We start from the raw sequence: 25,164 nt of genomic DNA, 5'->3' as shown, positions 1-25,164 counted from the left end.
TTCGAACCGCGCTACTCGGTTCGGCGGCGGCGACCTGCTTGGCCGCCCCCAATTTCGCGCTCGCGCAGACGAGCCAGTCCGTGGACGTCGACGAAGTCGTCGTCACCGGTTCGCGCATCCGGCGCCCCGACCTGACCTCGGTTCAGCCGATCCAGGTCATCACCATGCAATCCATGGAAGAGCGCGGCTTCACCAACGTCGCCGACGCCCTGAACGACCTGCCCTCCGTCGGCGTGCCGATCAGCCCGATCGGCGACCAAGGCTCCTTCGGCGTCGGCCGGAACTTCATCAACATCTTCAATCTGGGCACCAACCGCACCCTGACGCTGGTGAACGGTCGCCGTTTCGTCGGCGGCAACCCGGCCTCGATCTTCACCGGCGCCGCGGCCGGCGGCCAGGTTGACCTCAACGTCATCCCCACCGGCCTGATCGACCGCATCGAAACGATCCAGGCCGGCGGCTCGGCGGTCTACGGCTCCGACGCCGTCGCCGGGGTGATCAACATCATCACCCGCTCCGAATTCGACGGCGTGGAAGTGGACGCCGCCTATGGCGTGGCCGAACAGGGCGACGCCGACGTGTGGCGTGGCCGCGTGGTGGCCGGCAAGACCTTCATGGAAGATCGCCTGAGCCTGTTCGGCAGCTACGAGTACAACGAAACCAAGCCGCTGGCCTTCACCGACCGCAGTCGGACGGCCGAGCAGCTGACGTTCGCCGCCAACCCGGCGAACACCAGCGGCTCGGACAACATCCCCGGCGCGATCATCATCTTCGACCGGCGGATTCCCGAAACGACCTTCGGCGGGGTCCCCTTCCGCACCGGCGGCTCGCCGCTGGCCAACATTCTGACCATTCCGAACCCGAACGGCGCGGGACGCGTGGCGGCCCAGTTCGGACCCGGCGGCGTGCTCGTTCCATACAACACCGGCACCTTCTACCAGGCGTCCGTGGCGTCTGGCGGCGACGGCATGAACCTGGCCGAGCTCTCCTCGCTACAATCGCCGGTGAAGCGGCACGTGGCGACGGCCTTCGCCAAGTTCGACCTGACGGACAACATCCGCGTCAATGCGGAGCTGTTCTATTCCAAGTTCGACGCCGAAGAGCCCTACAACCAGCCGATCTACAACGCCCCGCTGTTCGGCGGGAACTCGGCTTCGCTGCAGTTCTCGACGGCCAACCCCTTCCTGCCGGCGGCCACCCGGGCGGCGATCCTGGCCCAGCCCACCCCGCTGCCGGCCGACCCGAACTCGCCCGGCGACGTGCTCTTCTTCCTGTCGCGCGCTTCGATCGACATCGGCACCAACAAGACTACGGCCGAAGGCGAAACCCTGCGCAGCGTGCTGTCGGTCGAAGGCGACTTCAGCGCCCTCGATCGGAACTTCTTCTGGAACCTGGCCATGGCGTCGGGTGAATCGGACGGCTCGTTCTCGAGCCCGAACATCGTCCAGACGCGCTTCTTGGAGGCGATCAACGTCACCCGCGACGCCAGCGGCGCCATCGTTTGCGCCAGCCCGACGGCCCGCGCCGCCGGCTGCCAGCCGCTGAACATGTTCGGTCTCGGCTCGCCGAGCCAAGCGGCGCTCGACTATGTGGGCGTCCAGTTCAAGAGCGACTACAAAATCCTGCAGACCGTCTACGAAGGGAACTTCGGCGGCGACATCCTGCAGCTTCCCGCCGGCGCCTGGAGCTTCGCCGCCGGCTTTGAAGCCCGCTACGAGAAGTCGTCGTTCTCGCCGAACGAACCGCAGCGCCTAGGCGTCGGCCGTTCGGCCGCCATCACGGCCCTGACCGGCAAGTTCAACACCAAGGAGTGGTACGTCGAATCCCTGGTTCCGATCTTCGGCGGCGACTTCACCTTCCCGCTGCTGCACCGCCTGGAGGTCGAAGGCGCTTACCGCAAGATCGACCACAGCCAGGCCGGCGAGGACAAGGCGTGGAGCTACGGCGGTCGCTGGTATCCGATCCCCGACCTGATGATCCGCGCGCAGAAGGCCCGCTCCTTCCGCGCTCCGGCCATCACCGAGCTGTTCCTGCCGCAGGCGACCAGCTTCATGCAGGCCACCGATCCCTGCGACTTCCGGAACATCAACAGCGGCCCGAACCCGGCGACCCGCCAGGCCAACTGCGCCGCGGCGTTCCAGGCGCTGGGCCTGCCGGCCAACTTCTCGCTGACCTCTCAGGTGCAGGCGGCCACGGTCCAGGGCTCGACCTCGGGCAATCCGGATCTGGGCAACGAGATCGCCGAGCAATGGTCGGCCGGCTTCGTCTACCAGCCGTCCTTCGTGCCGGGCCTGTCGCTCAACTTCGACTGGGTGAACATCCAGCTCACCGGCGCCATCTCCAACTTCACCCTGACCTCGATCCTGCAGGTCTGCTACGACTCGCCGGATCCGCAACCTGACGCCTGCGGCCGTTTCGAACGCGGCAACTCGGCCCTCGCCTCCACCCGTCAGGGCCAGATCCTGACGCGCGGCGAAACCAGCGGCGGCGTGACCTCGGACGGTCCGCGGGCCGGCTATATCAACGCCGGCTACACCAACTTCGAAGGCTTCACCGCCGGCGTGAACTATCGCGCCGATCTGGTCGAGTGGCTGGGCGGCGCCTTTGGCGGCTGGTTCGGGGGCAATCCCGGCGTGGTCAATGTCGACTTCGATCTCTTCCATGTGAAGCGTCAGCAGACCTCGGTCACCGGCCTGGGCTTCGATCTGAACCGCGATCACGGCGAGATCGGCAACGCGAAGTGGCGTTGGAAGAACGAGACCACCTACACCCGCGACAACCTGTCGGTGGTGTGGACGGTCAACTGGATCGACCAGTCGAAGTTCAACAACGACTTCACGCTCGAAAGCCGCTGGCCTCTGACCGTGGACGACTACATGCTCCACGATCTGTCGGTGTCCTATGACTTCGCCGACATGGCCACCCGGATGGGCCTCGGCGGGCTGGACAACCTCCGCGCCCGGTTCGTGGTGCGGAACGTGTTCGACACCGATCCGCCGCACGGCGCGACCAACTCGGCGAACGCCTACGGCACGTACGACTTCATCGGTCGCTACTACCAGGTGGGCCTCACCGCCCGCTTCTAGGACCATGAAAAAAGCCCCGCCGCTGCGGCGGCGGGGCTTCCATGGAGAGCGATGGAGCCGCCGGTCCTTCGGGCCGGCGGCTTCTTCTTTTGGAGCTTACTCGGCGGGAACGGCCTGACGGGCGGCGAGCATCCGGGCCAGGCGTCCGGTGATGATCTCCTCAGCCTCGCGGACGATGCGGTGGACCAGCTCCTCGCAGGAGGGGATGTCGTGGATCAGGCCCTGGATCTGGCCCGCGGACCAGATGCCCGCGTCGGAATCGCCGATCTCGTAGACGCTGCGGCCGCGCGTGCCGGCCACCAGCTCGCGCACGTCCTCGAACTTGGCGCCCTGCTTCTCGAGCGCCACCACCTGCTGGCTGACGGCGTTCTTCGCCACTCGGCTGGTGTTGTGCATGGTGCGGAAGATCAAGTCGGTGGCCCGTTCGTCGTTGGCCACTATCTGCTCCTTGATCGCCTGATGGATCGGGCTCTCCTTCGTGCACATGAAGCGCGTGCCCATGTTGATGCCCTCCGCGCCCAGCGCCAGCGCCGCCGCCAGGCCCCGGCCATCGCCGAACCCGCCCGAGGCGATCATCGGGATCTTCACCTTGTCGGCGGCCGCCGGGATCAGGATCAGGCCGGGCACGTCGTCCTCGCCCGGGTGACCGGCGCATTCGAAGCCGTCGATGGAGATGGCGTCGACGCCCATCCGCTCGGCCGACAGGGCGTGGCGGACCGAGGTGCACTTATGGACGACGATGATGCCGTGCTTCTTGAACTCCTCGACGTGCTCGGCCGGCTTGTTGCCGGCGGTCTCCACGATCTTCACGCCGGAATCGATGATCGCCTGACGGTATTCGGCGTAGGGCGGCGGGTTGATCGCCGGCAGGATGGTCAGGTTCACCCCGAACGGCTTCTTGGTCAGGCTGCGGCAGCGCTCGATCTCGGCGCGCAGGGCGTCCGGCGTCGGCTGGGTCAGCGCGGTGATGAAGCCCAGGCCCCCGGCGTTGGCGACGGCGGCCACGAGCTCGGCCCGGCCGACCCATTGCATGCCGCCCTGGACGACGGGGTGCTCGACGCCCACGAGCTCGGTGAAGCGGGTCTTCAAGGCCATCACGGTCCTCCCAAACGGTTGTTTGGACGACAGTGAACCCGCCTACGCGGCGTCAGGCAAGCCGCTTGGTCATTGCAGACCGGAGCGGCCGATGGCGTAGAAGCGGTCCGCCCTTTGCCGGCGCAGGGCCTCGGCGTCGAGCGGTTCGAGCGCCTTCAGTTCGTCCTCCAGGGCGTCGCCCACCGCGGCGATGATCGCGTCCTTGTCGGAATGGGCGCCGCCCGGCGGCTCGGCCACGATCCGGTCGACGATCTTCATGCCCAGCAGGTCCTGCGCGGTGATCTTCATCGCCTTGGCCGCTTCCTCGGCGGTGCGGGCGCCGCGCCAGAGGATCGAGTTGGCGCCCTCCGGCGGGATCACCGAATAGATGGCGTGCTCGAGGATCAGCACCCGGTTCCCGCAGGCGATGCCGAGCGCCCCGCCCGATCCACCCTCGCCGGTCACCACCGCCACCATGGGCGTGGCGAGCATCAGGCACTTTTCCGTGGAGCGGGCGATGGCTTCGGCCACCCCGCGCTCCTCCGAGCCGATGCCGGGATAGGCCGCGGGCGTGTCGACGAAGCTCAGGACCGGCAGGTTGAAGCGCTCGGCAAGCTCCATGAGCCGGATGGCCTTGCGATAGCCTTCCGGCCGGGCGTAGCCGAAATTGTGCTTCACGCGGCTGACGGTGTCGCGGCCCTTTTCGTGCCCCATGACGACCACCGGTCGGCCCCGAAAGCGGCCGAGCCCGCCCATGATCGCCTGATCATCGGCGAACTTGCGGTCGCCGCGCAGTTCCACGAACTCCTCGATGAGGGCGCCGCAATAGTCCACGAAGTGCGGGCGATCCGGATGGCGGGCGACCTGGGTCTTCTGCCAGGCGTCGAGCTTGGAATAGGCTTGCCGGCGCAGTTCCAGCGCGCGGCCCCGCAGCGCCTCGAGTTCGGCCTCCAGCGCCCCGGAGCCGGTGGTCTCCGAAAGCTTGGACAGTTCCTCGATCTTGGCTTCGAGATCGGCGATCGGGCGCTCGAACTCGAGATAATGGGCGGCCATCTAGGGGAATCTTCTCTTCGCTTCCGGCTGCGGAAGGGGCGGAAATTAGGGGGTAAGGCCCAGTCGAACAAGTCTTCCTGGCGAAGGGGAGATCTGCGGCGGCAGCGCGTCTGCAACCGCTCGCAGGACATGACGTTCTCATGCCGAGGTCGAACCGAGCCCAAGTCCGGCGGGAGGCTGGCGTCCGGCTCCCCTCAAGGATCCCGCGCGGAGACCCCGCGCCGAATTGAGGACAAGGCCATGAAGGCATTGAGCACGACCCTGGCGGCCGCCGCCGCTCTGGCGACCGCGGCTCCCGCCGCCGCCCAGTACTATCCCACGCCGGAATATCAGCGGAACCTCGCCGACTACGAGGCCCGCCGTGTCGAATACGAGCGCGCGCGCGCCGACTACGAGAACCGCCTGGCCCGCTACGAATCCGACCGGGCGCGCTATGACGCCCGCTACGGCTATGGCGCCTACGCCCGGCGTTACGGGCCCGCCCCTGTGTGGGACGACGCCTATTGGGGCGGCTCCTATCGGGATGCGGGCTGGTCGAGCCGCGACGACTTCGAGCGCCGCCGCGCGCAGTACGAGCGCGACCGCGCCAACTACGACGCGCGCTACGGCTACGGCGCCTACGAGCGGCGCTATGGCCCGCCGCCGGTCTGGAGCGCCACCGACTACGGCGTCGATACCGCCTATACCGGCACCTACGCTGATCCGTGCCGGGGGCGGCGCGACACCAATTCGCTGGCCGGCGGCCTGCTAGGGGCGTTGGCGGGCGCGGCCCTGGGCTCCAACGTGGCGGCGCGCAACGCGCGGACCGAAGGCGCGGTGCTGGGCGCCCTGGTGGGCGGCGCGGTCGGCGTCGGCATCGGCCGCTCGACGGCCAAGTGCGACGATCGCGGCTATTATTTCAGCTACGACCAGACCGTCCCGTACCGCGAGAGCGCCTATGACCGGGCGCGGCGGTCCGGGCAGTACGACTATAGCTACTACGCCCGGCAACGCTGCCGTCTGGCCCCGGCGCCGATCGACGACCACGGGCGGGATTACCGCTATGTCCGCGTCTGCCCCGACAGCGACGGGCGCTACCGCATCACCGGATGATCGCGCGCAGAGCGGTGCTTGCCCTTCAGTCCTTACGGGAGAGCGGGTGCTTGGTCGCCACCACCTCGGCCAGCCGGTCGCCGGCCACATGGGTGTAGATCTGGGTGGTGGCGATGTCGGCGTGGCCCAGCAGCTTCTGCACCACCCGCAAGTCCGCGCCGCCCTCCAGCAGATGGGTGGCGAAGGCGTGGCGCAGCACGTGCGGACTGACGCGGGCCGGATCGATCCCCGCGCCGGCGGCCGCCTCGTCCAGCAGTTGGGCGAAGCGGCGCGTCGTCAGCCGACCGCCCTTGCCGCGGGAGGGGAAGAGCCAGGGATTGGCGGCGTCTCCCTTGGGCAGGAAGGCCTTGCGGACCTCCAGATAGGCCTTCACGGCGACCCGCGCGGCCTCGTTCAGCGGCGCCAGGCGTTCCTTGCCCCCCTTTCCCTTGACGACGAGATAGGCCGGATCGCGCGCCAGAACGGCCAGCGGCAGGGCGGTCAGCTCCGAAATCCGAAGGCCCGAGGCGTAGGCCAGCTCCACCATGCAGGCGAGCCGCTGCCCCTGCGCCCCGTCGCGGGCGCCGGCGGCGGCGATCAGGCGATCCATCTCGTCCCGGCTCAACACCTTGGGCAGGGGCCGCCCCTTCCGGGGCGCCTCGACGCGGCGGGAGGGGTCGTCCGCCCGCCAGCCTTCTCCGAGCACGAAACGGTAGAACTGGCGCACCGCCGCCCGCCGGCGCGCGGCCGTGGCCGGGGAAAGCCCCCGTGCGCCCAGCGCCTGGAAATAGGCCTCCACGTCCTCGGCGCGCGCCGAGGCCAGGTCCCCGCCCCGGCCGGCCAGGAACCCTTGAGCGTCGGCCAGATCCTTGGCGTAGGCCGTCAGCGTGTTCTTCGCAGCAGCCCGCTCCACCGCCATCATTTCGAGGAACGCCTCGACCCAGCCCTCGCCGCTCATCGCTGGGCCGCCAGGCCTTCCAGAGCATAGGCCCGGGCGTCGGCCTCCAGCCCTGCCGCGCGCAGGGCGCGGATCAGCCGGGTGCGGTCGCCGGTGGGCGGGCCGGCGGTGCCAGCATCGGCCGAGACCCACAGGGCCAGCAGGGCCGTCTCACCCATCAGCCGGCCCTCGGCGGCCAGATCCAGCGCCAGCAGCCGCGCCGGCGGCGCCTTGGATTCCGCATCGGTGAAGGCCGCCATCTCGCCCCGCGCCCGAGGGCTGGCCGGCGCGCCGAGGGCGGCGAAGATGAGGGCGGCGTTCTCGGCCTTGCCGCGAGCCCGCCCGCCAGCGGTCAAGGCGCGGTCGACCAGAGCTTCTAGCGTGGCGGCTTCGAGCCGCCCTTCTGCGACCGCGAGCATGGCCTCCGCCAGCACTGGATCGTCGGCCGTAGGCAGAGCTTCGGGCGCATCGGGCGACAGTATGGCCGCGACGGCCGGAGCGGCTTTCGCCGCCGACAGGTCGAGCCCCAGGTCGCGCGAGAGGGCGTAGTCCAGGCCGTTGCGCAGCGAAGCCGCGCCCGGATCTCCCCCGCCTGCCAGCTTGGCGCCCATCAGCCGGCCATAGACGGCGTCGCGCGACTGGCCCTGGGCGAGGTCGAAGGTGAGCTGGGCCGCGCCCGCCTCGCCGGCCCTATGCTGGCAGTAGGCGCGCAGGCGCAGCCAGTAGATATCGTCCCGGCCGACCGCCAGGGCTCGGGAGATTTCGCAGGCCCGCTGGGCGTCGTAGGCGAGCAGCGCGGCCTCCGCGGCCCCGCGGGCGAGCTCGGGCGAACGCTCCAGGCCGGGCGTCCGCGCCAGGATCTCGCCTGCCGCCGCGGCCCCGCCGACGGCGGTCAGGGCCGCCACGCGCGCGGCGGCCAGTTCCGGATCGGAACCCGCCCCATCGGGTCCGGCCGCGCCGGTCGCCAGCACGCGCCGGGCCAGCCCCTCGGCGGCAGGTGAGAGCGGCTTCGTCGCCAGCATCGGGATCACCCGGCGGGCCGTCACGGCCGAAGCGCCTCGCCACAGGTCCGCCGGCAGGCCGCCGTCGCCCGCCCCGGTGGAGAAGAGGTCCGGCGCCGCCAGGGGCGTGACGGCCACCTCCTGGGCCAGCGCCGCGCCGGCCATGCTGCAAACGGCCGCCAGTCCAACGAAATTCCTGAACAGGATCATGACCGCGATCCTAACCCGACGCGCTGCATTGGCGCGAGAGGCCGCGGTCGTGTAAGACCTTGGCCGTCCATGGACCGCTACACACCGCTTCGAGCCCGCACGATCGCCCTGGTGGGGCTTATGGGAGTGGGCAAGTCGAGCGTCGGCCGCCGCCTCGCCAATGCCCTCGGCCTGCCGTTCCGCGACGCCGATGCGGAGGTCGAGGCCGCCGCCGGCCGGTCCATTCCCGACATCTTCGCCGACCTCGGCGAGCCGGCCTTCCGCGAGGGGGAGCGCCGGGTGATCGCGCGCCTGCTCGAGGACCCGCCGCACGTGCTGGCCACCGGCGGCGGGGCCTTCATGAACGCGGAGACCCGCAAGCTCATCAAGGACAAGGCGCTCTCCGTCTGGCTGAAGACCGACCTGGAGGTCCTGGCGCGGCGCGTCTCGCGTAAGGACACGCGCCCCCTGCTGGTCGGCAAGGACCCCATGGCGGTGCTGCAGGAACAGGCGGCCGCCCGCTATCCGGCCTATGGCGAGGCCGACGTCACCGTCGAGACCGGCGATGTGGCCCATCACGTGACCGTGGATCAGGTGATCCGCGCGCTTTCCGACCATCTCCAGGAGCAAGCAGAATGATCCGCACGGTGCGGGTGGGTCTTCAGGCGCGGGGCTACGACGTGCTGATCGGCTCCGGGCTGCTGGACCAGGCGGGCGGCCGCATAGCGCCGCTTCTGAAACGCGGGCGCACGGCGGTGGTGAGCGACACCCGCGTCTGGGCGCTGCACGGCGCGCGGCTCGCCGCCTCGCTGGAGGCGGCGGGGGTTGCGGTCTCGCCCGTGCTGGTGCCGCCGGGCGAGCAAACCAAGAGCTGGGAGGGCCTGGCCGAAGTCTGCGACCGGCTGCTGGCGCTGGAGCTCGACCGCGGGGACCTGATCGTCGCCTTCGGGGGCGGCGTGGTGGGCGATCTCGCCGGCTTCGCGGCCGCCATCTACAAGCGCGGGATCGACTTCGTGCAGATCCCCACCACCCTGCTGGCCCAGGTGGACTCCTCGGTCGGCGGCAAGACCGCCATCGACACGCCGCGCGGCAAGAACCTGATCGGCGCCTTCCACCAGCCCCGGCTGGTCCTAGCGGACCTGGACGTGCTCTCCACCCTCTCCGACCGAGAGATGCGGGCCGGTTACGCCGAGGTGATCAAGTACGGCCTGCTGGGCGACTTCGAGTTCTTCGGCTGGCTGGAGGCCCACGGCCCCGCCGTCCTGGCGCGCGACCCGCAGGCCCTGGCCCACGCCGTGGCCCGTTCGGTGGAGATGAAGGCCGAGATCGTCGCCGAGGATGAGAAGGAGGCCGGCCGCCGCGCCCTGCTCAATCTCGGCCACACCTTCGGTCACGCCCTCGAGGCCGAGACCGGCTATGGCGAGGCGCTGCTGCATGGCGAAGCGGTGGCGGCCGGCTCGGCCATCGCCTTCCGCTTCTCCGCGAGCCAAGGACTCTGCGCCGGCCAGGACGCCGCCCGCGCGGAGGCGGCGATCGCCGCAGCCGGGCTTCCGACGGGGCTGGGGGCTGTGGCCGACAAGCCGTTCGCCGCCGACGCCCTGGTCCGCCACATGGCGCAGGACAAGAAGGCCGAGGGCGGCAAGCTGACCTTCGTGCTGGCGCGCGGCCTGGGCGAGACCTTCGTGGCCAAGGACGTGAACCCCGAAACCGTGCGTCGCTTCCTGATCGCCGAAGGGGCCCTGCCGTGACGATCCTGGCCGTGCTGGCCGGCCTGGCGCCGGTCCTTCTGGTCCTGCTCACCCTGTCGGGCCTGATCTCCGCGGCCGAGACCTCGATGACGGCGGCCAGCCGCGGCCGCATGCACCAGCTGGAACGGGAAGGCGACCGTGCGGCGCGCCGGGTGAACGGCCTGATCGCCAACCAGGAGAAGATGATCGGGGCGATACTCCTCTCCAACAACGCCATCAACATCGGGGCCTCGGCCCTGACGACTGTGGCCCTTTCCACCGCCTTCCCGGGGCCGGTGGGCGCGCTGATCGCCACGGCGGTGATGACGGTGATGATCGTCATCTTCTCGGAGATCCTGCCCAAGACCCTGGCCATCGCCCGGGCCGACGACGCCGCGCGGTTCCTCTCGATCCCCACCTACTGGATCGTGCGGATCTTCGGCCCCCTGGCCAACGGCGCCCAGTGGGTGGTGCGCCAGACGCTTCGCCCCTTCGGCATCAAGCTTTCCATGGAGATCGACGTCCTGGCCGCGCACGAGGAGATCCGCGGCGCCGTCGAGTACCACCACTCCGAAGGCCTGGTGGAGGATCGGGACCGCCAGATGCTGGGCGGAATTCTGGACCTTGGCGAGATGGACGTGACCCAGGTCATGGTCCACCGCAAGTCGATCGCCATGGTCGACGCCGACCTCCCGACGCGCGAGGCCGTGGAGGCCGTGCTGGAAAGCGGCCACTCGCGCGTGCCGCTCTATCGCGACGATCCGGAGAACATCGTCGGCGTGTTGCACGCCAAGGACCTCCTGTCGGCCCTGGCCCGCGCGGAGGGCGATATCGGCAAGGTCGACGTGGCCGCTCTGGCGCGCGAGCCCTGGTTCATTCCCGAAACCACCAGCCTGAAGGACCAGCTGAACGGCTTCCTGAAGCGCCGCGCCCATTTCGCCCTGGTGGTCGACGAGTACGGCGCCCTGCAGGGCCTGGTCACCCTGGAAGACATCCTGGAGGAGATCGTCGGCGAGATCGAGGACGAGTACGACGCCGGGCTTGAGGGCGTGCGCCGCCAGCCGGACGGCTCGGTGATGGTCGACGGCTGGGTGGCGATCCGCGACCTGAACCGCGCGCTGGACTGGCACCTGCCCGACGACGACGCCGTGACGGTGGCGGGCCTGGTGATCCACGAAGCCCAGACCATCCCCAAGGTCGGCCAGACCTGGACCTTCCATGGCCACCGCTTCCAGGTGGTGAAGCGCGAGCGGAACCAGATCACCGCCCTGCGCGTCTCCCCGCCCGACGAGAGGCGCCCGTCCGAAAACCATTGAACCCAGCGCCGAAATACTCCTCCATAGACGTCACCTGCAGAGCAGACACCGGCGGTTGCAGCGTTACATGTGGCGTTTGTCGGCCGTCCGACAGACGGGGCCGGACAGAATAGGCTCTACCGGTTAGCGTCGGCGGTTCTGCAGGACGGCGCCTATCGGATCGGGGTTGGAGCGGTTGGGATGAGCATGGCTGAGGATCTGGCGGGCCTGCGGGTTCTCGTCGTCGAGGATGAGATGATGGTCTCGATGCTCATCGAGGACATGCTGGACGACCTGGGCTGCAAGGTGGTGGGGCCGGCGTCGCGGCTGGACGAAGCCATGGCGCTCGCCAAGGACGCCGAACTCGATTGCGCTGTGCTGGACGTCAATCTCGGCGGCCAGCCGATCTTCCCCCTGGCCGACCTCCTGCGCGAGAAGGGCGCGCCGTTCGCCTTCGCCACCGGCTATGGCGATGCAGGCCTGCGCGAGGTGGACCGCGGATCGCCGGTGCTCCAGAAGCCGTTCCGCGAAGGCGACCTCGCCCGGGTGCTCGGCGAGCTGCGGGCGCGGGTCGGCTGACCTTGCGATGAGCGCGCCCGGCCGCTCGGTGGCGGGATCTGCCGTTCTGATCACGGGCGCCGGCGACGGCATGGGCCGGGCGACCGCCCGAGTGTTCGCCGAGGAAGGCGCGCTTGTCGCCGTCACGGACTATCGGAGCGAAACGGCGGATGCCGTCGCGGCTGAACTGCAGGGCCGCGGGCTGGCCGCAGAGGCCTGGCGGCTGGACGTCGCCGATCCGGTGGAGATCGCCCGGGTGACGAATGAGGTCGCGGAGCGCTTCGGCCGCCTGGACATCCTGGTGAACAACGCCGGCGTCTCGGGCTTTTCGGCCATCGATAGCGACGACTACGAGGTGGTGTGGGCGCGGTCTCTGGCCGTGCTTCTGACCGCCCATCAGAGGATGGTGCGCGCCGCCCTGCCCCACCTGCGCCGCGCGCCGGCGCCGCGGATCGTCAATATAGCCTCCACCGAGGCCTTGGGCGCGACAGCCCAGGACAGCCCCTACGCCGCCGCCAAGGCCGGGGTGGTCGGCCTGACCCGAGCCCTGGCCGTGGAGCTTGGCCGCGAGGGGATCACGGTCAACTGCATTTGCCCGGGCCCGATCCGCACCGGCATGACCCAGGCGGTTCCCGACGAGGCCAAGCAGACCTTCGCCCATCGCCGCACGGCCCTGCGCCGCTACGGCGAGCCGGAGGAGGTGGCGCATATGACGCTCAGCCTCTGCCTGCCGGCCGCCTCCTACATCACCGGCGCGATTATCCCTGTGGACGGCGGCCTGACGGCGCGAAACGCCTAAAGTCCTGCCGCAATCAGCCCCGCCAGGACCTTGTCGGGCGTCATCGGATAGTCGCGCAGCCGCACGCCGCAGGCGTTGTAGATGGCGTTGGCCACCGCCGCCCCGGCGCCGGAGATGCCGAGTTCGCCCACCCCCTTGATCCCCATGGGATTGGCCTTGTCGTCCACCTCGTCCAGCAGCACCGCGTCCAGGTCCACGATGTCGGCATGGACCGGCACGAGGTAGCCCGCCATGTCCTGGCCGATGAAGGAGCCGTAGCGCGGGTCGACCGCGTTGCCCTCGGTGAGCGCCGTGCCGACGCCCCAGATCATGCCGCCGGTGATCTGGCTCATGGCGGTCTTGGCGTTGAGGATGCGGCCGGCGGCGAAGACGCCGAACATGCGCCGCATGCGCACCTCGCCGGTGACGGGATCGACCCCGACCTCGGCGAAATGGGCGCCGTAGGTATGCTGCGACCAGTCGCGGGCGTCGGCCGCCGGCGTGATGGCGCCCTCGGCATAGACGCCCTCCGGCGCGGCCCGCGACACGAGGTCGGCCAGGGCTTCGGTGCGGTTCTCGATGCCCAGCGCCCCGTCGGCGAAGGTCACGAGCTCGGGATCCTCGCCATAGATGCGCGAATTGGGATCGCCGACCGCCAGCTCCGCCAGGGCGCGCCGGAGCTTCATTCCGGCGTCGAGCGCTGCGGAACCGGCCGTCGCCGCCCCGAACTGGCCGCCGGAGCCGGGCGCCGGCGGGAACTCGGAGTCGCCGATCTCCACCCGCACCTGGGCGAGCGGCACGCCCAGGGTCTCGGCGGCGATCTGGGCCAGGATGGTGTAGGTCCCGGTGCCGATATCGGTCATGCCCTGGCGCAGGGTGACCACGCCGTCGGCGTCGATCCGCACGCCGGCCTTGGCGGGCAGAAGGAAATTGCCGCGGATCGCCGCGGCCATGCCCATGCCGACCAGCCAGCGACCGTCCCGCACCTGCCCCGGAACCGGGCTGCGGCGATCCCAGCCGAAGCGCTGGGCGCCCTCCGTCATGCACCGGGCGAGCTGGCGCAAGGAGAACGGCTTGCCGGTCTCGGGATCGCGCTCGGGCTCGTTGCGCAGGCGCAGCTCGATGGGATCGAGCCCCAGCTTCTCCGCCAGCTCGTCCATGGCGCATTCGAGGCTGAGCATCCCCGAGGCCTCGCCCGGCGCGCGCATGGGGCCGGCGCCCGGCAGGTCCATCTTCACCAGACGGTGGCCGGTCAGACGATTGGGCGCGGCGTAGAGGCTGCGAGAGAAGTTGGCGAAGTGCTCGGTGAACGGCGCCTCCCGGGCGCAGTGGGTGTAGCCCTCCAGGGCGAAGCCGGTCAGCCGCCCGTCCCGCTCGGCCGCCAGGCGCACCCGCTGGATGGTGGCGGGCCGGTGGATGGTGCCGTGGAACATCTGCTGGCGCGTATAGGCGACCTTCACTGGCCGGCCGAGCGCCCGGGCCCCCAGCGCCGAGAGCGTCAGGTCGTCGTAGGGCTGACCCTTCCCGCCAAAGCCGCCGCCGATATAGCGCGTACGCAGATGCACCTTGTCGGAGGGGATCGCCAGGGTCTCGGCCAGGGCGTGCTGGCCGCCCTTCACCATCTGGATCGAAGTGTGGACCGTGACCTCATCGCCGTCCCACCAGGCGATGGTGGCGCAGGGCTCCATCTGCACGTGGTTCTGCACCGGGCTGGAATAGGTCTCGTCCAGGATGACCGGCGCGGTGGCGAAGGCCTGTTCGAAGTCGCCGATATGGACGTCCTCCTCTCCCGGCGGCATTTCGGCGCGATCGAGGCTGGCGGCGAAATCGACCACCGCCGGCTCTTCGGCGTAGGCGATGCGGATCAGGCCTGCGGCGTCGCGCGCCGCCTCGAAGGTGTCGGCGACGACGAAAGCCACCGTCTCGCCGAAATGGCGGACGCGGTCGTCGGCCAGAGCCGGGTTCGACGGGCGCTGGCTGCGGGGATTGGCGCGGGCGCCCCGCGGCGCCTGGGCCGGCGCATTGCGGTGGGTCCAGACCAGCCGCACGCCGGGCGCGGCTTCCGCCTCGGCCGTCTCGACCGACGCGATGCGCCCCCGCGCGATGGATGCGCCCACCAAGAAGCCGTAGAGCGGCGGCGCGGGCGGGACGACCTCATAGGCGTAAGGTGCGGTTCCGGTGACCTTCAGAGGGCCTTCGTAGCGGTCGACGCCCTTGCCGATCAGGCCGGACCGGTTCTCGTGGATCGGATTGGGCCGCGCCCAGTCTGCGACGGAGCTCATGGGTTCTTCCCTTCGCGCGTCTCCGCCACGGCGGCGGCGGCCATGCGCTCCATCAGCGCGACCTTGAAGGCGTTCCGGCCGTTGGACTGAGCGCCCTTCAGCTCGGCGCGGGCGGCTTCTGTGGGAGCAGCGCCGGCGGCGAGCGCAGCCTCCATCGCCGTCGCCCGCCAGGGCTTGTGGGCCACCGCGCCGAACGCGACACGGTCACCGGCGACGGCCACGCTGGCCAGGCCGCCGGCATAGGAGGCCCGGTCCCGCGCCTTGCGATAGACCTGACCGCCGGTCGGCGGCGGCGGAACCACCACGGCGGTGATGAGCTCGCCCGGCTGCAGGCTGGTCTCCAGATCCGGCGTGGCGCCCGGCAGGAGGTGCAGGTCCTCCAGCTTGAACGTGCGGGCCGAGCCGTCGGGCGCCAGGGTTTCCACCGAGGCGTCGAGCGCGACCAGGGCCACGGCCATGTCGGACGGGTGCGTGGCGATGCAGTGGGGGCTGGCGCCGAAGATCGCGCTGTTGCGGTTCAGCCCCTCGAGCGCGCCGCAACCGGAGCCCGGCTGGCGCTTATTGCAGGGCTTGGCGGTGTCGTAGAAATAGGCGCAGCGGGTGCGCTGCAGGAGGTTGCCGCCGACGCTGGCCTTGTTGCGCAGCTGGGCCGACCCGCCGGAGATGATGGCCTGGACAAGGGCCGGATAGCGCGCCCGCACTCGGGCGTCGGCCGCCACCTGACTGTTGGTGGCCACGGCCCCGATACGCAGGGCTTCTCCGTCCGCTTCGATCTGGGCAAGCGGCAGCCGTCCCACGTCCACGAGGTGCGCCGGCCGCTCGATCTCCAGCTTCATGAGGTCGAGAAGGTTCGTCCCTCCGGCGAGGAACTTGGCGCCTGGCGTCTGGGCCACCGTCCTGACCGCCGACAATGCGTCTGCGGCGCGTTCGTAGGTGAAGGGCCTCATGCCGGCTCTCCGGCCACGTCGCGGATCGCCGCCAGGATCTGGGGATAGGCCGAGCAGCGGCAGATGTTCCCGCTCATCCGCTCGCGAATTTCCGCATCCGTCAGGGCGACCGGCGCGGCGAGGTCGAGGGTTTCCTGGCTGGGCCAGCCCTGTTCGGCCTCCGAGAGCATCCCGATGGCCGAGCAGATTTGCCCAGGCGTGCAGTAGCCGCACTGGAAGGCGTCTCGGTCGAGGAAGGCGGTCTGCAGCGGATGCAGGTTTTTCGGGGCGCCGACCCCCTCGATGGTGACGATCTCGTCGCCGTCATGCATGACCGCCAGGCTCAGGCAGGCGTTGATCCGCACGCCGTTAGCCAGGACCGTGCAGGCGCCGCACTGCCCATGGTCGCAGCCCTTCTTGGAGCCGGTCAGGCCCAGATGCTCGCGCAACGCGTCCAGCAGGGTGGTGCGCGGATCGAGGTCGAGCGACCGCGCCTCCCCGTTCACGGTGATCGTCGTCCTCAAAATCCCGCCTCCCCAGGCCAGGGGCCCGCCTTGGGGTCCCCTCGAAATTGGTTATGTTCTAAGCCGGCTCTCCGGGCGCGAGAGCCTTGAGCGAAAGGGCGTGCACAGGTCCCGCGAGTTCGTCCGCCAGGGCCTTGTAGACCATGCGCTGACGCACCACCTTGGGCCTCCCGGCGAAGGCCTCGGCCTCGATCAGCACGTTGAAATGGCTTTCTCCCCCCGGCGTGGCGCCCGCGTGGCCGGCATGCCGGCCGGAGTCGTCCTGGATCTCCAGGCGGGTGGGCGAAAACGCCGCGGTGAGCTTGTTATGGATCGTCTCAAATATGGCGCCCATGGGCTCGATGTTCAATTCTTGAAAGGGACTCTCAGAGCCTCATACTTGGGTCATGGCCGGCGCGTTTCAATACAAGCCTAAGTTCGTCGACATCCGCGTCCGCCCACCCACGGCGGAAGAGGCGGCTCGGGACGATGACGTCTATGCGCTGAAGCCCGGAGAGCGGGCCTGCGATCATCCGGGCTGCCGGCTGGCGGCGACGGCGCGCGCGCCCAAATCCCGGGAGATGCTGAACGAGCACTACTGGTTCTGCCAGGCGCACGCGGCCGAATATAACCGCCAGTGGAACTTCTTCGCAGGCATGAGCGAGGGCGAGATTCGCGAACGCCAGGCCCAGAGCGCCACCGGCGACCGCCCCACCTGGCAGTTCAAGGCCAGCCGCTTCTCCCGCGAAGCCGCCGCGGCGGCGCACGGCTTCGGGAAGGGCCAGGGCTATCGCGATCCGTTCAACCTGTTCGGCGGCGGAACCGCACGCGCGGCGCCGGAGCCGGAGCGCCGCCGTCTGGGCAAGCTCGAGCGCAACGCCCTCGCCGACCTGGACCTGGACGAAGACGCCGACGAGGCCAAGATCCGCGCCCGCTACCTGGAACTGGTGAAGCGCTGCCATCCGGACTCCAACGGCGGCGACCGCTCGGCCGAGCACAAGCTGCAGCGGGTGATCAAGGCCTATCAGGCGCTGAAGAAAGCCAAGCTGGCTTGAAGTTTCCCTCCCCCTTGCGGGGAGGGACAGGCGGCGAAGCCGCCAGGGTGGGGCCTGCTGAGTCAGATGCACCCCCCGTCTCGTCGCTCCGCGACGATCCACCCCCCCAAGGGAGGCGAAGGAACCCGTCTGTTCAAGCTCACGTTCGCTTCCCGACAGGAGGACGCGGCCGTGACCCAAGCCCCCGAACCCCGCAAGGGCATGCCAAGCCCCCAACTCGTCGAGTCGGAGTTCAAGGCCCGCTTTCTCAGCCGTTTCGCCGATCCCGCCTTCGAGAGCCTAGGCGCGGAGCTGGCGCGCATCGCCGACGCCGCCTGGGACGGCTATATCAATCATCGCAAGGCGCCCCGGACGCGCAAGGCCGGCCCGGGTTACGCCGACCCGGACTACGACCTCTCGATTGACTGGATCGCCGCCCGGGCGGCGGTTGAGGCCGCTCAGGCCCGGCACGACGACCGGAACGGCCCCTGCCGCATCCTGCTGATCAACGGCTCATCCCGCAGCGAGCACACCTGCCCCGGGGAAATGTCGAAGTCCTATCGCCTGTGCGAGATCGCCCGGGAGGAACTGGCGGTGGAAGGCGTCTCCGTCGCCCTGCTCGACCTCTCCCGCCTGGCCTCGGAATACGGGCGCGAGATCCACCCGTGCAAGGCCTGTTTCTCGACCTCGCCGGCGCTCTGCCACTGGCCCTGCTCGTGCTACCCGAACTATTCGCTGGGCCAGGTCCATGACTGGATGAACGACATCTTCCCCATGTGGGTGGAAGCCCACGGGATCATGATCGTCACACCCGTGAACTGGTATCAGGTCTCCTCGCCGCTGAAACTGATGATGGACCGCCTGGTCTGCGCCGACGGCGGAAATCCCGACCCGACCCGCACCCACGGCAAGGACGCCAAGGCGGCCAAGCAGATCGAGCTGGAGGGCTGGGACTATCCCAAGCACCTGAAGGATCGGGTCTTTTCGGTGGTGGTGCATGGCGACGTCGAGGGCGCCGAAAACGTTCGCCGCAGCCTGTCCGACTGGCTGCGGTTCATGGATCTGGCGCCGGCCGGTGTGAACGCCGAACTCGATCGCTACATCGGCTATTGGAAGCCCTACGCCACCAGCCACCAGGAGCTCGACCTCGACACCGCTGTCCAGACCGAGGTGCGCAACGCCGCCCGAACGCTGGTGGAAGCCGCCAAGGCCAACCATCAAGGCAAGCTGCTGATGGCCGGTCAGGGCCTGAAGGCGCCGCGGCAGAAGTAGCGATGGAGCATCCAGGTCGGTGGATTGAAGCGCTTCTAGATCCTCCCCCAGCGCCGCAGGCGCGGTTTGGGGGAGGTGGCGCGCGGCGCGCGAACGCCGAAACGGAGGGCGTCCTGCCGAGTCGCCCCCTGGCGTGCTACGCTGGAACCTCGCCCGCCACCGTCGTGCGGTGCATCACCCGCAGGTGGCCGTCATAGCCCCCTTCGGCGAGGTGGACCGTGCAGCGATTGTCCCACATCAGCAGCATGTCCTTCTCCCACCGGTGGCGGTAGACGAACTCGTCCTGCGTCATGTGGCCGAAGAGGAAGGTGAGGATCGCCTGGGATTCCTTGGCGGTCATGCCTTCGATCCCGACCGTATAGACGGGGCTGACGAACAGCGCCTTGCGGCCGGTGACCGGGTGCGTGCGGACGAGCGGATGGGCTTGCGTTTTCTCAGCCTCTTCCGAGACGATGATCTGCATGGTCCGCTTCTCGGTCTCGCGGGCGAACACGCCCTTCGTCCCATAGGCGCGGGTGGCGCTGTGCACCGCCCGCAGCGGCGCCAGCATGGCCTGGAAGGCGGGCGAAAGCGCCTCGTAGGCGCGCATACAGTCGGCGAACAGGGTGTCGCCGCCCACAGGGGGCACGACCTCGGACCGCAGCAGGGTCGCCGCCGGCGGCGCCTGCTGGAAGCTCCAGTCGGAATGCCAGCCGGCGCCGAAATTGGTGGCCTTCTCGTCCGGCTCGCGCCGCAACTCGAGCACATTGGGATGGCCGGGCATCGGGGCGATGAAGGGATCCTCGCCGAAAGGCCCGATCTGCTGGGTGAACGCCTCCAGCTCCTCCAAGCTGAGCGGCTGCCCCGGGAAGCTGACCACCGCATGCGCAGCCCAAGCGGCCTTTACCTGCGCCAGCAACTCGGGCGGCAGGGGCTTGCGCAGGTCGAGGCCCGTCATGCGGGCCCCGAAGCCGCTCTCGCTCGGCTCCACACGGATGGCGTCTCGCGCCGGACGATCGGCGAGCGTGGTCATGGGGCGTCCTCCTCCAACCATTGAGGACCTTTCCGCCTTCGGGAGCAAGGGACCCCTTAGGCCTGAGCCGCGGGCGCGATGGCTTCCCGCAGGGCGCCGATGTCCTTGCGCAAGGCGGCGATCTCCGCGCCCAGCGCAGCTGCGTCGTGATGATGGGTGGCTTCGGCCTGCCGCCGTTCCTCCGAGGCGCGGCGAAGTTCGTCCTCCAGCGCCTGCCGCTCGGCCTTCGCCTGTTCTTCGTGTTCGCTCTGCATGGCGTTCACCACGATGCCGATGAACAGGTTCAGCATGGTGAAGGTGGTGCAGAGGATGAAGGGAATGAAGAAGGCCCAGGCGTAGGGGTAGACCTCCATCACCGGCCGGACGATGCCCATCGACCAGCTTTCCAGGGTCATGACCTGGAACAGGGAGTAGGCCGAGGCGGGGATGCTGCCGAACCAGACGGGAAACGCCGACCCGAACAGCTTCGTCGCCATGACCGAGAACACATAGAACAGCAGGCTGAGCAGCAGGATGATGGAGCCCATGCCGGGCAGGGCCGAGATCAAGGCGCCGACCACCCGCCGCAGGGACGGGACAATGGTGATCATCCGCAGCACGCGGAGGATCCGCAGCGCCCGCAGCACGGAAAAGCCCCCGGTCGCCGGAACCAGCGCCACCGCCACGACGGCGAAGTCGAACAGGCTCCAGGGGTCCTTGAAGAACGCCCCACGGTGGACGGCGAGCCGCGCCAGGATCTCCACGACAAAGACCGCCAGCACGATACGGTCGACCGCATAGAGAACGGCGCCGAACCGCTCCAGCGCCCAAGGACTGGTCTCCAGACCCAGTGTTATGGCGTTGAGAATGATAAGGGCGGTGATGACACGCTCGGTCCGCGGGGACGCGAGAAGCGCACGCAGCTGCTCCACTGAAGGCTCCAAGTCCATAGCTGATCCGGCGGACGCCGGAAGGGTGGAGAGCCATCTGCCGGAACTGGAGCGAACGCGCCACCGCCGAACGCACACACACACCGCAAGTCGCTAAACACCCGTTTGCTTCGAGCCTGGAACCCTGTATGCGATCCTCGCCATGACTTCCTTCGCCGACACTCAAGACGACAAGCTGATCGCGCTGGTTCCCGACAGAAAGGTCTCCGTACGCGAGACCTTCGGCGTCGACGTGGACATGAACGTGCCTGCGTTCTCGCACCGCGACGCCCATGTGCCGGAGATCGACCCGGCCTATAAGTTCGACCCGGAAACCACCAAGGCGATCTGCGCCGGCTTCGCCTATGACCGCCGCGTCATGGTCCAGGGCTATCACGGCACCGGCAAGTCGACCCACATCGAGCAGGTGGCCGCGCGGCTGAACTGGCCGCTGATCCGGGTGAACCTCGACAGCCACGTGTCGCGGATCGACCTGGTCGGCAAGGACGCCATCGTCCTGAAGGACGGCAAGCAGGTCACGGAGTTCCGCGAAGGCATCCTGCCCTGGGCGATCCAGCGGCCCATCGCGCTGGTCTTCGACGAATACGACGCCGGCCGTCCGGACGTGATGTTCGTGATCCAGCGGGTGCTGGAAGCTCAGGGTAAGCTGACCCTGCTGGACCAGAACCGCGTCATCCGGCCGAACCCGTTCTTCCGCCTGTTCTCGACGACGAACACCATCGGCCTGGGCGACACGACCGGGCTCTATCACGGCACCCAGCAGATCAACCAAGGCCAGATGGACCGCTGGTCGATCGTGACGACGCTGAACTATCTCGCTCACGACGTCGAAGCCGAGATCGTCCTGGCCAAGGCCCCGCACTACGACACGCCGGAGGGCAAGCGCACCATCGCGGCCATGGTCCGGGTGGCGGACATGACCCGCAACGCCTTCATGAACGGCGACATCTCCACGGTCATGAGCCCGCGGACGGTGATCACCTGGGCCCAGAACGCCGAAATCTTCGGCGGCGACATCGCGCTGGCCTTCCGGATGACCTTCCTGAACAAGTGCGACGAGCTGGAGCGCGGCACGGTGGCCGAGTTCTTCCAGCGCGCCTTCGGTCAGGATCTGCCGGAATCCACCGCGCGGGTTCGCGTCGCCTAAGGTTTGCCGCGGGTGGAGGGGCCGGACGCCTCTCCCGCCGCGCCGAACGGCGCGAACCGGCTGGCCTCGCGCTCGGTCTCGCGCCGTTGCAGGAAGGCCGCCGCCTGCTCCCGAAGGACCTCCGCGCGAGCCTGGAGCTCCACGAACTCGTCCGGCTCGGTTCGAGGCGGCTGCGCCGGCCGATAGGATTCGAGCTCCTTCAGAAGCTCTCCGAAGGCGCGGTCTTCGGGCGTGCCCGGCTCGGGCGGCGCGTCGAGATAGCGGGTCACCGCCTCGAGCGCGGCTTCGAAGGCTTGGCGGTCGCGGATCATGCGTTTCTCCCCTTAGGCGGACGGCAAGGCTCCTCGGTGAAGGCGCCGCCCGCGGCCGGGTTCCGCAGCCCTGTCAGAAACGGAGCCCGACGGAGCCCACCACCGCGGCGTCCACCGCGGGATCGTCGGCGTCCAGGTATCGGGCGCCGAGGGTGATCGGGCCGAAGGCTTTGCTCACCCCGACCGACCAGTCGAGCTTGCGGTCGGCGAAGGCGCCGTCCTCCCAGCCCAGGCTGGCGTCAAGCGCCACCGGCCAGGCGGCGGGGGCAAGCGCCACGGCGCCATAGACATAGGCGTTGTCCTGATCGCCGAGATTGTCCTGCCGGGGGGCGTAGGCCGCGCCCAGCGTCCAGATCCAGTCGCCGGCGGTGCGGGAGACCGAGGCCGGAATCTCGAGGTAGTTCACACCCTCCCCGCCGGGATAGGTGTAGGCCGCCAGGCCGAGGTCCAGATCGTAGCCGCCGACCTGCCAGGCCCGACCGACGGTGAAGTCCAGCTCCACCGTGGCGCCCTTGCCGTCAGCTCCTGCGCCGTACTCGTCTATGGTCGAGGCCCAGACTTGGCCATAAAATCCGGAAAGGCTTTCGACGGTCAGGCTGACCTGCAGGGCCGGGGCTTCGTCCGACAGGGAATAGCCACGGAAGCGGTAGTCGGACACTAGATCGGCCTGGAAGCTCAGCGTCTGGGCCTGAGCCGCGGCCGGAGCGAGGAGGAGGAGGGCGGCGAGGATGCGCAAGGGCGAACTCCGAAGGTTTCGCCCTCTTACTGCGCGTGAAACGCTAAAGAATTCCGCGGCTAAGCCCGCTCTTCCGGCGACGGATGGTCGCACCCCAGCTTTACGGTTTGATACCCTTCCCTTGCGCAGATGAGTGCATGTCCGAGGCTCCCGCGTCCGCAGCCGTGATTCCGCGCAGCCGGCGCGCGGCGCGCCGCATCGCCGCCTTGGCGGCGCTGGTGGTCGTGGTGGTGACCGTCGGCGCCCTGGGCCTCTTCGCCTACGCCGGAGTCGCCGTGGACCAGGTGCAGGTCCAAGAGGAGCAGGCGCTCGTCACGCGGCGGCTGGAGCGGCTGCTGGACCAGCTCGTGACCGACGTGACCTCGGCCTCGGTCTGGGACGACGCCTACGAACATCTTGGCCCCACCTTCGATGCCGAGTGGGCCGACATCAATGTCGGGGGCTACTACGCCACCTATCTCGAACACGACCTGAGCCTGGTGGCCGACGGACACGACCGAATTGTCCATGCCTGGCAGGGAGAGGCGCGCACCGAGCCCGCTACGCTGGCCCGGCTCTTCGCCGACGCGGCCCCCCTGGTCCGCGGCGTCCGCGCCCAGGAAGCCGAGCGCGCGGATGGCCCAGCCGATCGCTGGGGCATGGCGGCCAGCCTGCGCGCCTCGGGAATCGTGAAATCAGGCGACGCCCACTATCTCGTCGCCGTCACCAACGTGGTGGCGGAAACCGCCGCGCCCCGTCTGCGGCCCGGGCCTGCGCCGCTGATCCTCTCGGCCCGCGAAGTCGACGCGGACTTCCTGCAGGCCCTGGACGAGGATCTGAGGCTGACCGGGACGCGGATCGTCGAGAACGCCCCCGCGAGCGCCGGCGCCCCGCTGGTCGACGTCAACGAAGACGTGGTCGGACACCTGGCCTGGACTCCCAAGCGGCCGGGCATGGCCGTGCTGCGCCAGGCCGCGCCGGTGTTCGCGCTGGCCGTGCTGGTGCTGGTCTTCGCCGCCGGGGCGCTGGCGTTGCGCATTCGCGCCATTCTCGGGGAGCTGGCCGAAAACGATGCGGCGCTTAACCGGACCCTGCGCGAGCTGATCCAGGCGCGGCGCCTGGCCGACGGCGCCAACGTCGCCAAGTCGCAGTTCCTGGCCAATATGAGCCACGAGATCCGTACGCCGCTGAACGGCATCCTGGGAATGGTCCAGGTGATGGAGCGCGACGCGGCCGGCCCGGTCCAGGCCGAGCGGCTGCGCATTGTCCGCGACTCGGGCCAGACGCTGCTGGCGGTGCTGAACGACATCCTCGACATCTCGAAGATCGAGGCCGGCCGGCTGGAGATCGACGATCACGAATTCGACCTGGCCGAGGCCGTGCGGACGGTCTGCGATCCGTTCGAGGCGGCCGCTGAGGCCAAGGGCGTGGCGCTGCGGGTGGACATCGACGCCTCCGCCCTCGGCTGCTGGTGGGGCGATGGAAACCGCCTGCGCCAGGTGATCGGCAATCTGGTCTCGAACGCGGTGAAGTTCACCGAGCGCGGCGAGGTGCTGGTCGAGGTCCGGGCGACGGAGAGCGGGCTGGCCGTCGCGGTCCAGGATACGGGCGTCGGCGTCCCCGCCGACAAGCTGAGCGAACTCTTCGAGAAGTTCAGCCAGGTGGACGCGTCCACCACTCGCCGGTTCGGGGGCACGGGCCTGGGCCTGGCCATCAGCCGGGAGCTGGTGGAGCTCATGGGCGGCGCAATCAAGGCGGAGAGCCGCGAGGGCGAAGGCTCGCGCTTCAGCTTCGAGGCGCCCTTCGTCTGGCGCGGGCCGGCGCCGGTGCGGCCGCCGCCGGAAATCCCGCCGATCGGGGCCGCGGTGCGCGGCCGGCGGGTGCTTGCGGTCGAGGACAATCCGATCAACCGGCTCATCCTGGCGTCGCTGCTCGAGCCCCTCGAGCTTGATCTTCACCTGGCGACCAACGGCCGCGAGGCGCTCGAGGCCCACAGCGCCGCGCCCTTCGACCTGATCCTGATGGACGTGCAGATGCCGGTGATGAACGGGCTGGAGGCGACCGCCGAGATCCGTCGGCTGGAAGCCGCCCAACGCCGCCCGGCGACGCCGATCCTCGCGCTCTCGGCCAACGCCATGAACCACCATGTGGCCGAATACGCCGCCGTCGGCATGACGGGGTTCCTGCCCAAGCCGGTCGAGGCCGAGCGCCTGTTCGACGCCATCCGTGAGACGCTGAGCGCGAAATCGGAGGCGGCCGCGTGA

Annotated in this window: 23 protein-coding genes; 11 read left to right on the top strand and 12 right to left on the bottom strand. The window is 69.4% G+C overall.

What is annotated here, in order from left to right; all coding sequences use genetic code 11:
• The first annotated feature begins 80 nt into the window (after positions 1-80).
• On the top strand, positions 81-3,086 hold the full coding sequence (locus ACK41C_RS09065; protein WP_409652983.1) for a TonB-dependent receptor domain-containing protein: 3,006 nt from the start codon (positions 81-83) through the stop codon (positions 3,084-3,086).
• Positions 3,087-3,182: 96 nt separating this feature from the next.
• Here the strand turns inward: ACK41C_RS09065 and ACK41C_RS09060 are convergent, their stop codons facing one another.
• Together ACK41C_RS09060 and ACK41C_RS09055 are read right to left on the bottom strand one after the other, a co-directional pair.
• On the bottom strand, positions 3,183-4,181 hold the full coding sequence (locus ACK41C_RS09060; protein ID WP_409652982.1) for an NAD(P)H-dependent flavin oxidoreductase: 999 nt from the start codon (positions 4,179-4,181) through the stop codon (positions 3,183-3,185).
• A gap of 69 nt (positions 4,182-4,250) precedes the next feature.
• Complete coding sequence (locus ACK41C_RS09055; RefSeq protein ID WP_409652981.1) at positions 4,251-5,213, bottom strand: acetyl-CoA carboxylase carboxyltransferase subunit alpha; 963 nt, start codon at positions 5,211-5,213, stop codon at positions 4,251-4,253.
• A 240-nt stretch (positions 5,214-5,453) separates the two neighbouring features.
• Here ACK41C_RS09055 and ACK41C_RS09050 point away from each other — a divergent pair, with 240 nt between their 5' ends.
• Entirely contained in the window at positions 5,454-6,305 is an 852-nt protein-coding gene (locus ACK41C_RS09050; RefSeq protein WP_409652979.1) for a hypothetical protein, read from the top strand.
• Positions 6,306-6,330: 25 nt separating this feature from the next.
• Here ACK41C_RS09050 and ACK41C_RS09045 read toward each other — a convergent pair whose 3' ends face one another.
• Together ACK41C_RS09045 and ACK41C_RS09040 are read right to left on the bottom strand one after the other, a co-directional pair.
• Positions 6,331-7,242: a site-specific tyrosine recombinase XerD gene (locus ACK41C_RS09045; protein ID WP_409652977.1), complete on the bottom strand. Its 912-nt coding sequence runs from the start codon at positions 7,240-7,242 to the stop codon at positions 6,331-6,333.
• Positions 7,239-8,432, bottom strand: coding sequence for a hypothetical protein (locus ACK41C_RS09040; protein ID WP_409652975.1), 1,194 nt, complete (start codon positions 8,430-8,432; stop codon positions 7,239-7,241). Before ACK41C_RS09040 ends, ACK41C_RS09045 begins: the two co-directional genes overlap by 4 nt.
• A gap of 69 nt (positions 8,433-8,501) precedes the next feature.
• Here ACK41C_RS09040 and ACK41C_RS09035 point away from each other — a divergent pair, with 69 nt between their 5' ends.
• The 5 genes from ACK41C_RS09035 to ACK41C_RS09015 all read left to right on the top strand — a co-directional run bounded on the left by ACK41C_RS09035 (position 8,502) and on the right by ACK41C_RS09015 (position 12,790).
• Positions 8,502-9,050, top strand: a complete 549-nt coding sequence (locus tag ACK41C_RS09035; RefSeq protein ID WP_409652973.1) for a shikimate kinase — start codon at positions 8,502-8,504, stop codon at positions 9,048-9,050.
• Positions 9,047-10,159 (top strand): 3-dehydroquinate synthase, encoded by a 1,113-nt coding sequence (aroB, locus tag ACK41C_RS09030; RefSeq protein ID WP_409652972.1) that lies wholly within the window; start codon positions 9,047-9,049, stop codon positions 10,157-10,159. Before ACK41C_RS09035 ends, aroB begins: the two co-directional genes overlap by 4 nt.
• 2 nt (positions 10,160-10,161) lie before the next feature.
• Positions 10,162-11,454, top strand: a complete 1,293-nt coding sequence (locus ACK41C_RS09025; RefSeq protein ID WP_409653969.1) for an HlyC/CorC family transporter — start codon at positions 10,162-10,164, stop codon at positions 11,452-11,454.
• A 180-nt stretch (positions 11,455-11,634) separates the two neighbouring features.
• Positions 11,635-12,012, top strand: a complete 378-nt coding sequence (locus ACK41C_RS09020) for a response regulator (protein ID WP_409652970.1) — start codon at positions 11,635-11,637, stop codon at positions 12,010-12,012.
• Positions 12,013-12,019: 7 nt separating this feature from the next.
• Entirely contained in the window at positions 12,020-12,790 is a 771-nt protein-coding gene (locus ACK41C_RS09015; protein ID WP_409652968.1) for an SDR family NAD(P)-dependent oxidoreductase, read from the top strand.
• Here ACK41C_RS09015 and ACK41C_RS09010 read toward each other — a convergent pair.
• Genes ACK41C_RS09010 through ACK41C_RS08995 form a run of 4 tightly spaced genes read right to left on the bottom strand, consistent with a single transcriptional unit; the run spans position 12,787 to position 16,835 of the window.
• A complete protein-coding gene (locus ACK41C_RS09010; protein WP_409652967.1) occupies positions 12,787-15,051 on the bottom strand; it encodes a molybdopterin cofactor-binding domain-containing protein in 2,265 nt (754 codons plus the stop codon). The two genes, ACK41C_RS09015 and ACK41C_RS09010, sit on opposite strands and share 4 nt — an antisense overlap.
• Complete coding sequence (locus ACK41C_RS09005) at positions 15,048-15,998, bottom strand: FAD binding domain-containing protein (RefSeq protein WP_409652965.1); 951 nt, start codon at positions 15,996-15,998, stop codon at positions 15,048-15,050. The genes ACK41C_RS09010 and ACK41C_RS09005 overlap by 4 nt, the downstream gene beginning before the upstream one ends.
• Positions 15,995-16,501: a 2Fe-2S iron-sulfur cluster-binding protein gene (locus ACK41C_RS09000; RefSeq protein WP_409652963.1), complete on the bottom strand. Its 507-nt coding sequence runs from the start codon at positions 16,499-16,501 to the stop codon at positions 15,995-15,997. The genes ACK41C_RS09005 and ACK41C_RS09000 overlap by 4 nt, the downstream gene beginning before the upstream one ends.
• 58 nt (positions 16,502-16,559) lie before the next feature.
• Positions 16,560-16,835: a BolA family protein gene (locus ACK41C_RS08995; protein ID WP_409652961.1), complete on the bottom strand. Its 276-nt coding sequence runs from the start codon at positions 16,833-16,835 to the stop codon at positions 16,560-16,562.
• Between the two features lie 52 nt (positions 16,836-16,887).
• Between ACK41C_RS08995 and ACK41C_RS08990 the strand changes: the two genes are divergently transcribed.
• Together ACK41C_RS08990 and ACK41C_RS08985 are read left to right on the top strand one after the other, a co-directional pair.
• Positions 16,888-17,535, top strand: coding sequence for a J domain-containing protein (locus ACK41C_RS08990; RefSeq protein ID WP_409652959.1), 648 nt, complete (start codon positions 16,888-16,890; stop codon positions 17,533-17,535).
• Between the two features lie 171 nt (positions 17,536-17,706).
• Entirely contained in the window at positions 17,707-18,786 is a 1,080-nt protein-coding gene (locus ACK41C_RS08985) for a flavodoxin family protein (RefSeq protein ID WP_409652957.1), read from the top strand.
• 136 nt (positions 18,787-18,922) lie between these two features.
• Here ACK41C_RS08985 and ACK41C_RS08980 read toward each other — a convergent pair whose 3' ends face one another.
• Both ACK41C_RS08980 and ACK41C_RS08975 read right to left on the bottom strand, forming a co-directional pair.
• Positions 18,923-19,798 (bottom strand): TauD/TfdA dioxygenase family protein, encoded by an 876-nt coding sequence (locus ACK41C_RS08980; protein WP_409652955.1) that lies wholly within the window; start codon positions 19,796-19,798, stop codon positions 18,923-18,925.
• 56 nt (positions 19,799-19,854) lie between these two features.
• Positions 19,855-20,709 carry an ion transporter gene (locus tag ACK41C_RS08975; protein WP_409652953.1) on the bottom strand — a complete coding sequence of 285 codons (855 nt, stop codon included), beginning with the start codon at positions 20,707-20,709 and terminating at the stop codon, positions 19,855-19,857.
• A 160-nt stretch (positions 20,710-20,869) separates the two neighbouring features.
• Here ACK41C_RS08975 and cobS point away from each other — a divergent pair, with 160 nt between their 5' ends.
• Complete coding sequence (gene cobS / locus ACK41C_RS08970; RefSeq protein WP_409652952.1) at positions 20,870-21,874, top strand: cobaltochelatase subunit CobS; 1,005 nt, start codon at positions 20,870-20,872, stop codon at positions 21,872-21,874.
• On the opposite strand, the gene ACK41C_RS08965 is transcribed toward cobS, so the two are convergent.
• Together ACK41C_RS08965 and ACK41C_RS08960 are read right to left on the bottom strand one after the other, a co-directional pair.
• Positions 21,871-22,185 (bottom strand): hypothetical protein, encoded by a 315-nt coding sequence (locus ACK41C_RS08965; RefSeq protein ID WP_409652950.1) that lies wholly within the window; start codon positions 22,183-22,185, stop codon positions 21,871-21,873. The two genes, cobS and ACK41C_RS08965, sit on opposite strands and share 4 nt — an antisense overlap.
• A gap of 73 nt (positions 22,186-22,258) precedes the next feature.
• Positions 22,259-22,921, bottom strand: a complete 663-nt coding sequence (locus tag ACK41C_RS08960; protein ID WP_409652948.1) for a TorF family putative porin — start codon at positions 22,919-22,921, stop codon at positions 22,259-22,261.
• 137 nt (positions 22,922-23,058) lie between these two features.
• Here ACK41C_RS08960 and ACK41C_RS08955 point away from each other — a divergent pair, with 137 nt between their 5' ends.
• Positions 23,059-25,164, top strand: a complete 2,106-nt coding sequence (locus tag ACK41C_RS08955) for an ATP-binding protein (protein WP_409652946.1) — start codon at positions 23,059-23,061, stop codon at positions 25,162-25,164.

The sequence above is a fragment of the Phenylobacterium sp. genome, from assembly GCF_046290725.1.
Classification (GTDB): Bacteria; Pseudomonadota; Alphaproteobacteria; order Caulobacterales; family Caulobacteraceae; genus Phenylobacterium.
The sequence above is the reverse complement of the archived record's forward strand: the minus strand, read 5'-3'. Positions and strand labels throughout refer to the sequence as shown.